The organism is Streptomyces sp. OfavH-34-F (genome assembly GCF_022347745.1).
Classification (GTDB): Bacteria; Actinomycetota; Actinomycetes; order Streptomycetales; family Streptomycetaceae; genus Streptomyces.
Window position 1 is genome coordinate 12,470 of record NZ_JAKRGC010000020.1, and the last position, 13,740, is coordinate 26,209.

13 protein-coding genes and 1 pseudogene are annotated in these 13,740 nt (G+C 70.2%); 6 read left to right on the forward strand and 8 right to left on the reverse strand.

The features are described from left to right. Positions 1 to 96: 96 nt before the first annotated feature. Positions 97 to 1,773, forward strand: a complete 1,677-nt coding sequence (locus MHW47_RS06340; RefSeq protein ID WP_239221642.1) for an AMP-binding protein — start codon at positions 97 to 99, stop codon at positions 1,771 to 1,773. After that, on the forward strand, positions 1,770 to 3,377 hold the full coding sequence (locus MHW47_RS06345) for an AMP-binding protein (RefSeq protein ID WP_239221643.1): 1,608 nt from the start codon (positions 1,770 to 1,772) through the stop codon (positions 3,375 to 3,377). Before MHW47_RS06340 ends, MHW47_RS06345 begins: the two co-directional genes overlap by 4 nt. 15 nt (positions 3,378 to 3,392) lie before the next feature. Here the strand turns inward: MHW47_RS06345 and MHW47_RS06350 are convergent, their stop codons facing one another. Further along, positions 3,393 to 3,629: a hypothetical protein gene (locus tag MHW47_RS06350; RefSeq protein WP_239221644.1), complete on the reverse strand. Its 237-nt coding sequence runs from the start codon at positions 3,627 to 3,629 to the stop codon at positions 3,393 to 3,395. Positions 3,630 to 3,784: 155 nt separating this feature from the next. Next, positions 3,785 to 4,483, reverse strand: a complete 699-nt coding sequence (locus MHW47_RS06355) for a hypothetical protein (RefSeq protein ID WP_239221645.1) — start codon at positions 4,481 to 4,483, stop codon at positions 3,785 to 3,787. A 279-nt stretch (positions 4,484 to 4,762) separates the two neighbouring features. Here MHW47_RS06355 and gcl point away from each other — a divergent pair, with 279 nt between their 5' ends. Further along, positions 4,763 to 6,547, forward strand: a complete 1,785-nt coding sequence (gene gcl / locus MHW47_RS06360) for a glyoxylate carboligase (protein WP_239221646.1) — start codon at positions 4,763 to 4,765, stop codon at positions 6,545 to 6,547. A gap of 61 nt (positions 6,548 to 6,608) precedes the next feature. Here gcl and MHW47_RS06365 read toward each other — a convergent pair whose 3' ends face one another. The 6 genes and pseudogenes from MHW47_RS06365 to MHW47_RS06390 form a co-directional block, all read right to left on the reverse strand. Continuing rightward, positions 6,609 to 7,283 carry a DUF6518 family protein gene (locus MHW47_RS06365; RefSeq protein WP_239221647.1) on the reverse strand — a complete coding sequence of 225 codons (675 nt, stop codon included), beginning with the start codon at positions 7,281 to 7,283 and terminating at the stop codon, positions 6,609 to 6,611. 84 nt (positions 7,284 to 7,367) lie between these two features. After that, positions 7,368 to 7,658 (reverse strand): hypothetical protein, encoded by a 291-nt coding sequence (locus tag MHW47_RS06370; RefSeq protein ID WP_239221648.1) that lies wholly within the window; start codon positions 7,656 to 7,658, stop codon positions 7,368 to 7,370. 163 nt (positions 7,659 to 7,821) lie between these two features. After that, positions 7,822 to 8,328, reverse strand: a complete 507-nt coding sequence (locus tag MHW47_RS06375) for a hypothetical protein (RefSeq protein WP_239221649.1) — start codon at positions 8,326 to 8,328, stop codon at positions 7,822 to 7,824. Positions 8,329 to 8,432: 104 nt separating this feature from the next. After that, a pseudogene (locus MHW47_RS06380) lies at positions 8,433 to 9,619 on the reverse strand (dihydrofolate reductase family protein). Positions 9,620 to 9,649: 30 nt separating this feature from the next. After that, entirely contained in the window at positions 9,650 to 10,216 is a 567-nt protein-coding gene (locus MHW47_RS06385) for a GNAT family N-acetyltransferase (RefSeq protein ID WP_239221650.1), read from the reverse strand. Further along, on the reverse strand, positions 10,213 to 11,499 hold the full coding sequence (locus MHW47_RS06390; protein ID WP_239221651.1) for an XRE family transcriptional regulator: 1,287 nt from the start codon (positions 11,497 to 11,499) through the stop codon (positions 10,213 to 10,215). The genes MHW47_RS06385 and MHW47_RS06390 overlap by 4 nt, the downstream gene beginning before the upstream one ends. 201 nt (positions 11,500 to 11,700) lie before the next feature. Between MHW47_RS06390 and MHW47_RS06395 the strand changes: the two genes are divergently transcribed. The 3 genes from MHW47_RS06395 (at position 11,701) to MHW47_RS06405 (ending at position 13,568) form a co-directional block, all read left to right on the forward strand. Next, entirely contained in the window at positions 11,701 to 12,279 is a 579-nt protein-coding gene (locus tag MHW47_RS06395) for an ATP-binding protein (protein WP_239221652.1), read from the forward strand. 133 nt (positions 12,280 to 12,412) lie between these two features. Next, positions 12,413 to 13,132: a hypothetical protein gene (locus MHW47_RS06400; protein WP_239221653.1), complete on the forward strand. Its 720-nt coding sequence runs from the start codon at positions 12,413 to 12,415 to the stop codon at positions 13,130 to 13,132. A 256-nt stretch (positions 13,133 to 13,388) separates the two neighbouring features. After that, the gene (locus tag MHW47_RS06405; RefSeq protein ID WP_239221654.1) at positions 13,389 to 13,568 is read left to right on the forward strand and encodes an FxLD family lanthipeptide; all 180 of its coding nucleotides are present in this window, start codon (positions 13,389 to 13,391) and stop codon (positions 13,566 to 13,568) included. Positions 13,569 to 13,740: the final 172 nt, after the last annotated feature.

Sequence of the window (13,740 nt, forward strand, 5' to 3'; positions counted from 1 at the left end):
CCGCGACACCCCCGTCCGGGGGTGGTGAGACCTGGGTCACTGTTTACATCATGTGAGGAGCCAACGGACCGGCCGGGTCGGTAAAGAGGAGGGCACATGCCGGAAACGAGTGCGACGGAGACGTTCCGGGCGGCCCGGGACTTCCTGCTCCGGCACCGCGACGACTACGACGCCGCCTGCGCGGGGTTCGAGTGGCCCCGCAGCCCTCACTTCAACTGGGCGCTCGACTGGTTCGACGTCATCGCCCGCGACAACGACCGCACCGCCCTGCACATCGTGGAGGAGGACGGCCGGCGCACCGAGGTGTCGTTCGCCGAGATGTCCGCCCGCTCCGACCGGGCCGCGAACTGGCTGCGCGGCCGGGGGGTGCGGGCGGGCGACCGCATCCTCGTCATGCTCGGCAACCAGGTCGAGCTGTGGGAGACCGCCCTCGCCGCGATGAAGCTGCGCGCGGTCGTCATCCCGGCGACCCCGCTGCTGGGCCCCGCCGACCTGCGCGACCGCGTCGAACGCGGCCGGGTCCGGCACGTGCTCGTCCGGGACACCGACACCGACAAGTTCGACGAGGTGCCCGGCGACTACACCCGCATCTGCGTCGGCGCCCCGACCGAGGGCTGGCTCGACTACGCGGAGGCCGACCGGGCCCCCGGCGGCTTCACGCCGGACCGCGAGACCGACGCGGACGAGCCCCTGATGCTCTACTTCACCTCCGGCACCACCGCCAGCCCCAAGCTGGTCGAGCACACCCACGTCTCCTACCCGGTGGGCCATCTGGCGACGATGTACTGGATCGGCCTCAAGCCCGGCGACGTCCACCTCAACATCTCGTCGCCCGGCTGGGCCAAGCACGCCTGGTCCAACCTCTTCGCCCCCTGGAACGCCGAGGCGACCGTCTTCATCTTCAACTACACCCGCTTCGACGCGGGCCGCCTCATGGCTGAGATGGACCGCTCCGGCATCACCAGCTTCTGCGCTCCGCCCACGGTGTGGCGCATGCTCATCCAGGCCGACCTCACCCAGCTCGCGACCCCGCCGCGCGAGGTCGTCGCGGCCGGCGAACCCCTCAACCCCGAGGTCATCGAGGCCGTCCGGCGCGCCTGGGGCGTCACCATCCGCGACGGCTTCGGCCAGACGGAGACCGCCGTCCAGGTCGCCAACACCCCCGGCCAGGTCCTCAAGCCCGGCTCCATGGGACGCCCCAGCCCCGGCTACCGGGTGGTGCTGCTCGACCCGGTGAGCGGGGAGCCCGGCGCCGCCGAGGGCGAGATCTCGCTCGACCTGTCCACGCGGCCGGTGGGCCTGATGACCGGCTACCACGGCGACCCCGAACGCACCGCCGAGGCGATGGCCGGCGGCTACTACCGCACCGGCGACATCGGCGCCCGCGACGAGGACGGCTACATCACGTACGTCGGACGCGCCGACGACGTCTTCAAGTCCTCCGACTACAAGATCTCCCCGTTCGAGCTGGAGAGCGCCCTGCTGGAGCACGAGGCGGTCGTCGAGGCGGCGGTCGTCCCGTCCCCCGACCCGGTCCGCCTCTCCGTGCCGAAGGCGTACGTGGTGCTCGCCGAGGGCTGGGAGCCGGGACCGGACACGGCGAAGGTGCTCTTCGCCCACTCCCGGTCCGTGCTCGCCCCCTACAAGCGCGTACGGCGGCTGGAGTTCGCCGAACTCCCCAAGACCGTCTCCGGCAAGATCCGCCGCATCGAACTGCGCGAGCGCACCGCCCAGGGCGGCGGCACCGAGTACGCCGAGGGGGACCTGGCATGAGCGAGCTGTCCTACGCCCACGGCACCGGCACCACCGCCCTGCTCGGCGACACCATCGGACGCAACCTCGACCGGACCGTCGCCGCCTGGCCCGACCGCGAGGCGCTGGTCGACGTACCGTCGGGGCGGCGCTGGACGTACGCGGAGTTCGGCGCGGCCGTCGACGAACTGGCCCGCGCCCTGCTGGCGTCCGGCGTCGCCAAGGGCGACCGGGTCGGCATCTGGGCCGTCAACTGCCCCGAGTGGGTGCTCGTCCAGTACGCCACCGCCCGCATCGGCGCTGTCATGGTCAACATCAACCCCGCGTACCGGGCGCACGAACTGGCGTACGTGCTCAAGCAGGCCGGCATCTCCCTCCTGGTCGCCTCGCTCGCCCACCGCACCAGCGACTACCGGGCCCTGGTCGAGGAGGTCCGCGCCGACTGCCCCGAGCTGCGCGCGGTCCACTACATCGGGGACGCCTCCTGGGACGAACTGGTCGCCACCGCCGGCCGGATCACGCCGGAGCAGCTCGCCGCCCGCGAGGCGGAACTCTCCTGCGACGACCCGATCAACATCCAGTACACCTCCGGCACCACCGGCTTCCCCAAGGGCGCGACCCTCTCCCACCACAACATCCTCAACAACGGCTACTTCGTGGGGGAGCTGGTCGCCTACACCGAGCAGGACCGGGTCTGCCTGCCGGTGCCCTTCTACCACTGCTTCGGCATGGTGATGGGCAACCTCGGCGCCACCTCGCACGGCGCCTGCATCGTGATCCCCGGCCCCTCCTTCGAGCCCGCCGCCGTGCTGAGCGCCGTGCAGCAGGAGCGTTGCACCTCGCTGTACGGGGTGCCGACGATGTTCATCGCCGAACTGAACCTGCCGGACTTCGCCTCGTACGACCTGTCCTCGCTGCGCACCGGCATCATGGCCGGGTCGCCGTGCCCGGTCGAGGTGATGAAGCGGGTGGTCGCCGAGATGCACATGGCGGAGGTGTCCATCTGCTACGGCATGACGGAGACCTCGCCGGTGTCCACCCAGACCCGGCGCGACGACGACCTGGAACGCCGCACCGGCACCGTCGGCCGCGTGATGCCGCACATCGAGGTCAAGGTGATCGACCCGGTGACCGGGGTGACCCTGGAGCGCGGCGAGTCCGGCGAACTGTGCACCCGCGGCTACAGCGTGATGCTCGGATACTGGGACCAGCCCGAGCGGACCGCCGAGGCGATCGACGCGGGGCGCTGGATGCACACCGGGGACCTCGCGGTGATGCGCGAGGACGGCTACGTACAGATCGTCGGCCGCATCAAGGACGTGATCATCCGGGGCGGCGAGAACATCTACCCGCGCGAGATCGAGGAGTTCCTCTACCGCCACCCGAAGATCGCCGATGTGCAGGTGGTGGGAGTGCCGGACGAGCGGTACGGCGAGGAGGTGCTGGCCTGCGTCATCCCCGCCGACCCGGCCGACCCGCCGGCCCTGGAGGAGGTGCGCGCCTTCTGCGAGGGGCAGCTGGCCCACTACAAGATCCCGCGGCTGCTCCAGATCCTGGAGACCTTCCCGATGACGGTGAGCGGCAAGGTCCGCAAGGTCGAGCTGCGCGAGAACTACCGGCCGTAGGCCGGGCGCTCGCGACTAGGCGGCGGCGATGACGTCCGCCGCGGCGCCCCGCGTCGCGGCGGCCCACTCGATGAGCAGCACCTCGTACGCGGCGGCCTCCATGGGGGACCACTCCTGGCCCGCGCGGGCGTCCACGAGCGCGCGGATCGCCTCGTTCGCCTCCAGGGCGGTGCGCCGCGCCGACCGACGGGGGCGCGCGGGGGCGTACGCGGGCGTGTTCGGGGGTGGTGAAGTCCGTCGAGTTAAGACCATGCGTTCCACTTTAGGGCTCGCCACCGACAACGAACCCCCGATCGGAGCCCGTTGGCCAGAACGTGACGGATCACACGCAGTGTGGCCGGGCGGTTTCTGTGAGGTACGACATACGGCGGCGCCTCCGTGTCCGAAAAGGAGGGGCGTACGCCCCCTCAGGCGCCGGTGCTGACGAGTTCGTCCGCCGCGCCGTTCACGGGGCGCGGGGTGCCGGTGAGGTCCAGGACGAACAGCGGGACGCGCAGCGCGTCGGCGCGCCGCCGGGCCTCCGGCGCGTAACCCGCGAGCGAGAAGAGCACCCCGCGCACCGAGCCGTTCAGCGCGTTCAGCCACAGGCACTCGACGTCCCGCACGGCGGTCGGCCGGGTGCCGGCGTCCACCTGCGCGATCAGCCCGGCCGCCCGCAGGTCGATCCGCGAGGCGGGCCGGTGCACCGGGTGCGTGATCTCCCGGAACCCCAGCCACGCCAGATACAGGGCCGCCGCGGCTACCGCGTCGCGGGCGGTGCGGATGGTCAGCGGGCGGAACGCGGGGCGCGGCGCCGCCGCCGTGCGCGGCAGCGGTATGTGCGCGGGCCGGACCGCCCCGGCGGACGCCACCGGCCGCACCGGCACCCGCAGCACCGCGCCGCACGGGCAGTACAGCTCGGGCTGCGGCCACTGGTCGTGCCGCCCGCACCCCCGGCAGCGCACGGTCACCCAGTCGTCGTTCCAGGTGCGGTGGGTGATCGGCGTGACGGGCGCGCCGCGCAGCAGCGGCGGGGCCGTGGGTTCGCCGCAGGGGCAGGCGTAGACGGGTGTGACGTAGGTGTGGTCGCGGCGGCAGGCGGGACACCGCAGCGGCACAGACTCCACCCCGTACTCCCTTCGCCCCGAGGGCCGCGCGGGAGCGGGCGCGCCCGGCGTATCGGGCCGGCTCCGCTCCGTGTCCCCATGCTCCCCCAAGAGCCCGCCGCCCGGCAGGGATTCGCTCCAGTTGGTGCCCTTCCCGTTCTTGACGGCCATCCGGACGCGCCGTACATTCACTTCCACATAACAGAAGAGACTTTCCGCAATGCGGAATATTCGCGGAATTGGTGCTCTCAGGTGGCGCGACAGAGCCCGACTCCACCCAGGGACGAGCAGGAGCACTCAATGCCTCGTATGACCGCTGCCCGCGCGGCAGTCGAGATCCTCAAGCGCGAAGGCGTCGGCAACGCGTTCGGTGTGCCGGGCGCCGCGATCAACCCCTTCTACGCGGCCCTCAAGGCCGCCGGCGGCGTCCGCCACACGCTCGCCCGCCACGTCGAGGGCGCCTCCCACATGGCGGAGGGCTACACCCGCGCCCGCCCCGGCAACATCGGCGTCTGCATCGGCACGTCCGGACCGGCCGGCACCGACATGATCACCGGCCTCTACTCGGCGATCGCCGACTCCATCCCGATCCTGTGCATCACCGGTCAGGCCCCGACCGCCGTCCTGCACAAGGAGGACTTCCAGGCCGTCGACATCGCCTCGATCGCCGCCCCGGTCACCAAGGCCGCCACCACCGTCCTGGAGGCCGCCCAGGTCCCCGGCGTCTTCCAGCAGGCGTTCCACCTGATGCGCACCGGCCGCCCGGGCCCGGTCCTCATCGACCTCCCGATCGACGTCCAGCTCACCGAGATCGAGTTCGACCCCGAGCTGTACGAGCCGCTGCCGGTGCACAAGCCCGCCGCGAGCCGCCGCCAGATCGAACGCGCCCTCGACATGCTCGACGCCTCCGAGCGCCCGCTGATCGTCGCCGGCGGGGGCGTCATCAACGCCGACGCGGCGGACCTCCTCGTCGAGTTCGCCGAACTGACCGGCGTCCCGGTCGTCCCCACCCTGATGGGCTGGGGCTCCCTCCCCGACGACCACGAGCTGAACGCCGGCATGGTCGGCCTCCAGACCTCGCACCGCTACGGCAACGCCACCTTCCTGGAGTCCGACTTCGTCCTCGGCATCGGCAACCGCTGGGCCAACCGCCACACCGGCAAACTGGACGTGTACACCGAGGGCCGCACCTTCGTCCATGTGGACATCGAGCCCACCCAGATCGGCAAGATCTTCGCACCCGACCTCGGCATCGTCTCCGACGCGAAGGCGGCGCTGGAGCAGTTCGTCGCGATCGCCCGGGAACGCGAGGCGTCCGGCCGGCTGAAGGACCGCTCGGCCTGGGCCGCCTCCACCCAGCAACGCCGGGCCACCCTCCAGCGGCGTACGCACTTCGACGACGTCCCGCTGAAGCCGCAGCGCGTGTACGAGGAGATGAACCGGGCGTTCGGCCCCGAGACCCGCTACGTGACCACGATCGGCCTCTCCCAGATCGCGGGCGCCCAGATGCTCCACGTGTACCGCCCGCGCCACTGGATCAACTGCGGCCAGGCCGGCCCCCTCGGCTGGACCATCCCGGCCGCGCTCGGCGTCGCCACGGCCGACCCGGAGGGCTCGGTGGTCGCGCTGTCCGGTGACTACGACTTCCAGTTCATGCTGGAGGAGCTGGCGGTGGGCGCCCAGCACCGCATCCCGTACGTGCACGTCCTGGTCAACAACGCGTACCTCGGCCTGATCCGCCAGGCCCAGCGCAACTTCGACATCGACTTCCAGGTCAACCTGGAGTTCGACAACCTCAACTCCCCGGAGCTGGGCGTCTACGGGGTTGACCACGTCAAGGTCGTCGAGGGCCTGGGCTGCAAGGCCATCCGCGTCACCGACCCGGACGCCCTGCTCCCGGCCTTCGAGGAGGCCAAGAAGCTGGCGGCGGAACACCGCGTCCCGGTGGTGGTCGAGGCCATCCTGGAGCGCGTCACGAACATCGCGATGAGCGGTACGGACATCGCCTCGGTCAACGAGTTCGAGGACCTGGCGACGGACCCGGCCCACGCCCCGACGGCGATCCGCCCGTACGTGGGGGCGTGACGCCGTAGGGCCTGCGGCCCGGGGAAGGGCACCTGCGGAGATCCGTGGGTGCCCTCGGCCCTCAGCCGGAGATCCGGTCCAGCACCCCGTACACGGCCGCGTAGGCCACCGGAGAAGCGACGACCATCACCGCGAGGCCCAGGCCGCGTTCGCGCCAGGTCCGGGCCAGCGCGAGCGGCAGCGCACAGGCGGCCACGGCGCAGGCGCCGGCCTGGTCGGCGTACCCGAGGATCAGCCAGGAGTGCAGGCCCTCGCTCCCGAAGAGGCCGCCGACCGCGCCCAGCGACCCGACGCGCCGCCACAGCAGGGGACTGCGCCGCGCCCAGGCACCGGCCGTGCCGAAGAGCGGGCCGGAGACGCAGGCCATGACCAGCCACACCAGAGGGAAGACGAGGCTCCCCATGCCGCCGCGGCCCAGCTCGGCGTAGCCGTAGTAGCCGACGACGAGCCCGATCTCCGCGAGCGCACCGGCCACGGCGATGCGGCGGACATCGCCGACGCGCGGCGCGAGGAACGCGCCGGTGGCGAAGGCCAACACCGACCACACCCCGCCGGAATTCGCCAACTGGCTCCAGGGCCAGGGAAGCCACCCCTGGAGCAGGTTCGTCAGGACACCGAAGCCGATACCGGTGACGGCGCACAGGCCCATCGTGAGCATCGCGCGGTCCCGACCGGCGGCGGGCTGCCGGAGGACTGGGGCCGGGGTCGCCAGAGGCGTGGAGGACGGGGAGGTCATGACGGTGACTATACACTCGCGCTATACATGCAATGTATAGAAGGGTGGGGCTCGACCGCGAAGGCGTTCGGCGGTGGTGGGTGGCTAGGGCCAGGTGATCGAGATCCGTGAGTGCCGCCGCTCGATACGCCGGCCGCCGGCGGGAAGACGGTCGTCCGGCGTGCCCGCCGGGTGGACCTCGATGCGTGCGCGGTCTCCCCCCGTGCTCGTCGCGACCTCGGCGTCATACGTCGAGGCGAGGTCCGCGTGAGGGGTGGCCAGGTGACGGAGTACGTTGCGGAACGCAGCGATCACACGAGGGCTGCGGGCGGCTCCCAGCTCGATGAGGCTTTCGGTGAGCGCGTCGCGCAACTCCTGCTCGGACGACTTCTCCATACCGTTCTCCTTCACGCAGCAAGGCGGTCAGCGCGGTGTCGAAGCGCCGACCCCGCATCCGAGTGGTAACCACTCGACAGCCCGTCCCGTCACATCCGGGTCCTCCTGCAAGCCGGCGGTCGGGTACGAGGCGACTGCGCTGGTCGCAGCGATCAGCGAAGGGCTATGACCCTGCCTCGCGCGTCATGACGTAGGTGTTCCCGGCGTCAGGATCGCCGTAGAAGAAGAACAGCTTCAATGCGTCGTTCTGATCGCGGTCCACGTAAAAGGACCATGCGTACGTCGACGGGGCTTCGGGTGCAGTGGTGTCGGTGGCCGGCGAGGGGGAACGGCTCTCCACTCGGGTCCGTTCTGTCAGCGCCAGGCGGACGACCTGCCCGCCGTCGTCGTCCGTCAGTTGCCAGGTCCCCTCACCGGAGAGGCGCCAGCCGTCCTCGAAGTCGAAGTCCTGCCCGTCGAGCTTTTCGAAAAGAGTGGTCCCGTCCTTCCGGAGCAGCACGCGGGTTCCCTCGACGTTCTCCCATCCTCCAGCGACTTCGGCCGCCGTGGTGTCGTGGATGCCTGTTCCCTCGTAGTACTGATAGGGGTCACACGCCGTCAGAGTGGCCAAAACCACCATCAAGCCACTGAGGAGGCGCCCCCACGCCCGCAGCGTGCTTCCGGCCGCCATCAGAACCTCCCGCCCTCAGCCCGCATCGGCCAACCGGCAGGCGTGGGCCGAGAACTCTGACACACGGCGGGCCGTGCCCCGCGAAGGCATCCGGCGCCGCGTTCTCACAACAGGTGCCCATTGGGTGCCTGCGCGGCCCTAGCGTATGCGGGCATCGTCACGACTGAGACACCGGCGGCTTCAAGTTGCCGCGTACCGTGCGCGTCGGCGACGAACGTGTCCGGCTCGGTCCAGGCCGTGACTACACGTCGTAGCCCGGATTCCGCGATGAGCTGGGCACATGGGCGCGGGCGTGAGGCTCGTTCGGCGCAGGGTTCCAGGGAGCTGTAGATCGTGGCCGTGGTGAGGCGGGGGTCCTGGGGCGTGAGTTTGGCCAGGGCCGCTTCTTCGGCGTGGTCGTGTGGGTCGGCTTGCCGGGAGTAGCCGCAGGAGAGTTCGGTTCCGTCTGCGGCGACGATCACCGCGCCCACACTGAACGCGGATTCCGAGGGCGGACACAGGGCGGCCAGTTCGCAGGCGCGGGCGAGCCACTTGCCGTCGGCGGCGTTCGGCTCGCGTCCCGTGCCCGGAGCGTTGGGTGAGGGGGCAGTACTCATCGTGGCTCCGTCGAGGTGTCCTTGGGTGCGTACCTCAGGAGTACCACGTCATCGATCTGGCGCGTCTCCAGCAGCCGCAGGCGCGCGGCGGGGCCGCCCGGGTAGGCGGCTGGGCCGAGCATGCGTACTGCGTCCGGCTGGCCGACGAGCAGCGGGGCGACCACGAGTTGCAGTTCGTCGGCCAGCCCCGCCGAGAGGAGTTGGGTGTGGACGGTGCCCCCGCCTTCCACCATGAGCCGCTGGACCCGATACACGTCGCCCAGGACGTCGAGGGCCGCTGGCCACACGGTCCCGGTGGGGACGGTGTGGACCGTAGCCAGGTCCCCGAGGTTGGCCCGGGCCCTGCTGGTGGCCCCTTCGCCGGCCGCCAGGACCAGCTTGTCCCCGCCGTGATGCCAGAACTTCCAGTCCGGGTCCAGGTCGCCCGTGGCGGTGACGGTGACCTTCAGCGGGTACTCCGACCGACCGGAAGCCAGTCGTGCCGCCCTGCGCTGAGCCGAGTTGACCAGCAGACGCGGGTTGTCGGCGCGCAGTGTCCCGGCGCCGACGAGGACGGCGTCGACGCCCGCGCGTACGGAGTCGACCCGGTCGAAGTCCGCTTTGCTGGACAGCATGAGCCGTTCCTCGCCCGGACGGGTGTCGAGGTAGCCGTCGATCGACACGGCCGCTGACAGCAGGACGTACGGGCGAGTCATGGGCGTCTCCGGGACTTTTCGCTGCGGGACTCAACTTTTGTGGTGTGCGTGTCCCGGTCCAGGAGTCCTACGGACCATCACGGTGAGGACCGGGGAGGCCGGGGACGGCCTGCTTCGGCCGATGTTCTCGTAGCCCCATGACGTGTAGAGCGCGTGGACCTTTCCGTCGCCTGCGGCCGCATTGACCATGAGCGTGGCGTACGGTTCGTCGCCGGTGGAGAGAAGGGCGTCGTGGATGCGGCGGGCGGTGCCGGTCTTGCGCCAGGCAGGGCGGACACCGATCTCCTTGAGTGCCCTCGCGGGACGCTCGGTGTATTGCTTCGCCGGGGCGGGGCTGGTGCGCTGCCAGTAGCGGTCGCCGTGCTCAATGGTGTTGCTGTACGCATAGCCGACCGGTTGGCCGTCCGCGTATGCGAGGACGGCTGTGAAGCCCGGTTCGGTGGAATGCCGGTCGATTCGTTCACCGAATGCGGTGACCGCGTAGTTCGGCAGATGCAGCAGCGGGGCACGCACCTCGGCGTACACATCGAGGAGGTCGCCTCGGATGGGTTCCAAGGTACTGAAGATACGCAACTCGGCGGTGGGTGCTGTGGTCATGCGGCTGTCCTCCAGGTGGTGGTGTGGTCGGTCCAGTTTTGGACAGCGGTGCTGTGCGGCGCGGTGGCGCGGAGGGCAGCACCGAATTCCTGGAGCATGCGCGATACACGGGCGTGCCGGGTGGCGGCGTCTGCGGGGACCTTCATGGCGGTGGCTGTCGCTGCGTCGGCCGCCCCCTGCGCGAGAAGGGCGTGGGCGAGACGCGTCGTGGTGATGGCACGAGACCTGACCATGTGGGGCCGACGCGAGGCTAAGCAACGGTGGGCGTGGTACTCGGCGGTCGGATACTCGCCGAGCGCCAGGTACGCGGAGAGGGCCAGGGAGTCCAGTTCGGCCTGATCGTAGAAGGCAAGCAACCAGACGGGTCGGCTGTCAGCGGGGTCGGCACGCAACATGGCGTCCTGCGCATGCTCGAACGCGCGACGGGTCTCGGTCCGGTTCTGGGCCGTGCCGTGAATGGCTCCCTGGCGGGCCAGGCCCAGGGACGCGAAGAGCGGATCTCGGCGCGTGATGTGCAGGTTGCGTGCGACGTCGTTGGCGGCGATCGCGTCGGCGGGACGGCCCATGTGGCGGTACATCGTGCCGGCGTGGCTCCAGATGCGGAACTTGATCGCCTGGTCTCCCGACATCTCGGCCAGGGCCTGGGCCTCGCGCATGTGTGCCTTCGCGACGTCATAGCGACGGCCGTCGATAGCCGCCCACATCGCGGAAGAGCGAAATGCGGCTCCGGAGGCGTACAGGCTGTTGCGTACTCGCTGCGTCGCGCTGCCCGCGTTCTGGAGGTTGAGTGCTTCCTCGGCCAGCGCGGCGGCCTGTTCCTCGATGCGGAGCTGCCCGCCGTGGCGGTGGTCGTTGGCGATGATCTCGGCGAAGCGCTTGTTCAGCCGGTTGACGTCGCTCATGCCGATACGTCGCGGTGAAGCGGTGCCGGGTGCGGCGGCTGCGGCAGCGGCCGCGGCGATGCCGCCGACGAGGGTGCGGCGCTTCATGTCGGGTTCCTTCTGTTGCGGTGGTGCTGGGCTGAGGGACGACGACCGGCCTCGTGGCACGAACCCTAAAGCGACGGGGGGTAATCCGGTGACGGCCTCAAGTGCCTTACGGGTCGCCGATTTCGGCCAGGTGACCCTGCCCGCCTTCCATGCCCGTACCGATGAACCGTCGAGCCCTCCTATGCGCCCGGTCAGGTCTGCGACGGCCCCGTTCACGGCATCGGCCAGGCTGTTGGAGCTGTAGCCGTGCTCGTTCATCCACGCCTCGAGGACGGTGTTGCGGATCGCGTCCATGCGGGCACGGTAGCCCGCGAGCTATCCGCCGACCAGGTAAAACGCGGGTCAAAACACCCTAGGCGAGCCCCCTCGGCATGCAGCCGAACGCCCTAACCGGCCAGCAGGGGAGGGGAGTTACCTGGATGAGTCACCTTCCGCGAGTGGCTGGTAGCGGTTCGTATTGCCCTCGAATTCATCGCTCACATCAGGAGACCTGTCATGCACCATGAACAGTCCCGGAGGAGTCGGCTCGTGTTGGCGGATACGCCCAATGCCGTCGCTCTGGCGCGGTTGCACGCCGCCGATGTTCTCGCGGGCTGGGGAGTGGCTGCCGAGGTCGTCGAGACGGCGCGGCTTCTGGTGTCGGAGCTGGCGACCAATGCCGTGCGGCACTCGGAGGACGGTGAGGAGCCGGCGCCGCCGTACTCGTCACAGAGCGACGTGCGCACCTTCGAACTGGCGCTGGAGGCCGTGCCCGGCGCCATCCGGTTGTCGGTGTGGGACCGCGATGTCAGGCCGCCCGTTCTGAAGGAGGTCGGCGTCGACGCGACGGGCGGGCGGGGGATCTTCATCGTTGCGGCGCTGAGCCGAGCCTGGGGATACTACCCGGCGCGTAGCGCAACGGGGAAAGTGGTGTGGGCCGAGATCGCGCTCGCTTCCACAGGTCCGGGTGAGGACCACGACGCTATGACGTCGTCGTCGGGCCAGCCGGCAACGGACGGCTGCCAGATGTTCGAGGACGCACGCGTGGAACCGAACCTGATCGGCCGCGTACTCGTCGGCATCCGAGAACTCTGACCGCGTCGGCCGGCTGCCTGGGCAACAACCGCGCCCCCGCGTAGACCCTCCTGAGTCGCCGACCGCCACACACGCACGCCACACACCTGTGCACCACAAGCAGGTGCACGACCTACCTGACGAGGACTGTTCGATGACGAACTCGCTGACGACCGCAGTGGCCACCGCACGCGAGCTGAAGCGCGTGCTGGAGTACACCGGTCTCGGCTTCGAGCTGGAGGAGGGCCCTGCGGCGGGTGGCTGCCGCCTGCGCCTGGCTTCCTCGGCCGCCCACCCCTGGACGTGCGGAGATGTACGAGCCCATTTGCTTGCCGAGGGGATCACCGCCGCGGTGGCACGCCTCGAAGACCACTCTGCCGGCCCCGGCGGCGAGCTGGTTCTCGCCCTGCCCTCGGAGGAGGAAGTCCGAGGCTTGGGACGACTGTTGGAGGCCCGTCTCACGGAGGTGCAGAACGCGGCGCTGCGGTTGCATCGAGTCCTTGCCGCCACCGGCGTCGAGCGGCACGTGGACATCCAGACCATCGGAAGTCGCGCCGTCATCGACATCGGCACGTTCGATCCGGACGCGGCCACGCTCCTCTACCGCGGCCTCGGGGGCGACGAGTCGGTCCTGCGCGGCCTGGACCTCGCGGACTGGCACGACCACGAGCGGTTCGCCCGGGAGATGGAGCAGGCGGTTGCCGCTACCGGCCGGGCACAGCTCGTGGAGTCGGTGCCCGTCTGCGGTCGGTGCCGGGAACGGCACGGCGGCAACCGCCTCCGCTTCGACTACCTGCACGCGGAGGACGCGCTACACCTCGCCGACGCGCTTCACCGGAACGCAGCACCGACCGGCCGTATCCGGCCCAGCTAGCCCGGATACGGCGCCCTCACAACCTTTCGAGTCTGGCCGGTGCACCGGCCCTGCTCGATCGGCCCCACCATATTCAACTTCCCGGTGTGGACAAGCGATCCGTCAGGGCTGTCTCTGCCGGATTCGCACGCTCGCGCCGGGCAGCCAGGAGGCAAAACGGAGGGCTCAGCCGTCCTACGTCGTCCTTCTGGCAGTCCCTGACGGGCATACCAGCCCAGCTCAGCAACAACAACCAACGATGAAAAGGGAGCGCAGCATGACGCGCAACACCGTAGTTTCCGGCCGCACCGAGGTACGCCCACAGACCTGTGAGGTTTCGGACGGCTTCGACCTGGACGTATCCCTCGTCGAGATCGCCGACCCGGCGGGCCTCGTCAACCTGACCGATGACAACTGCGGGTCCACCTGCGGTGCCTGCACCACCAACGTCGCCTGACCGGAAGCCTGGTCGATCCGGTGTGGTGCCGTCGTGCGGAGACCCGGCGGCACCACACCTTCACTCCCTTACTACGGAGGTACTTGGTGGTTGTAGCGTTCGCGGCGTTCCGCGCCGGGGCCACCGCCCTCGTGCGGGCCGTGGCCCGGCCCTCCTTGCCGATTCCTTCATG

Excerpts from the sequence above, each read along its gene's own strand:
- MHW47_RS06340 (WP_239221642.1), top strand. The coding sequence starts at position 97 with ATGCCGGAAACGAGTGCGACGGAGACGTTCCGGGCGGCCCGGGACTTC.
- MHW47_RS06405 (WP_239221654.1), top strand. The coding sequence starts at position 13,389 with ATGACGCGCAACACCGTAGTTTCCGGCCGCACCGAGGTACGCCCACAG.
- MHW47_RS06385 (WP_239221650.1), bottom strand. The coding sequence starts at position 10,216 with ATGACCACAGCACCCACCGCCGAGTTGCGTATCTTCAGTACCTTGGAA.
- MHW47_RS06350 (WP_239221644.1), bottom strand. The coding sequence starts at position 3,629 with ATGGTCTTAACTCGACGGACTTCACCACCCCCGAACACGCCCGCGTAC.
- MHW47_RS06390 (WP_239221651.1), bottom strand. The coding sequence starts at position 11,499 with ATGGACGCGATCCGCAACACCGTCCTCGAGGCGTGGATGAACGAGCAC.
- MHW47_RS06395 (WP_239221652.1), top strand. The coding sequence starts at position 11,701 with ATGCACCATGAACAGTCCCGGAGGAGTCGGCTCGTGTTGGCGGATACG.
- MHW47_RS06375 (WP_239221649.1), bottom strand. The coding sequence starts at position 8,328 with ATGGCGGCCGGAAGCACGCTGCGGGCGTGGGGGCGCCTCCTCAGTGGC.
- MHW47_RS06345 (WP_239221643.1), top strand. The coding sequence starts at position 1,770 with ATGAGCGAGCTGTCCTACGCCCACGGCACCGGCACCACCGCCCTGCTC.
- MHW47_RS06400 (WP_239221653.1), top strand. The coding sequence starts at position 12,413 with ATGACGAACTCGCTGACGACCGCAGTGGCCACCGCACGCGAGCTGAAG.
- gcl (WP_239221646.1), top strand. The coding sequence starts at position 4,763 with ATGCCTCGTATGACCGCTGCCCGCGCGGCAGTCGAGATCCTCAAGCGC.
- MHW47_RS06370 (WP_239221648.1), bottom strand. The coding sequence starts at position 7,658 with ATGGAGAAGTCGTCCGAGCAGGAGTTGCGCGACGCGCTCACCGAAAGC.
- MHW47_RS06365 (WP_239221647.1), bottom strand. The coding sequence starts at position 7,283 with ATGACCTCCCCGTCCTCCACGCCTCTGGCGACCCCGGCCCCAGTCCTC.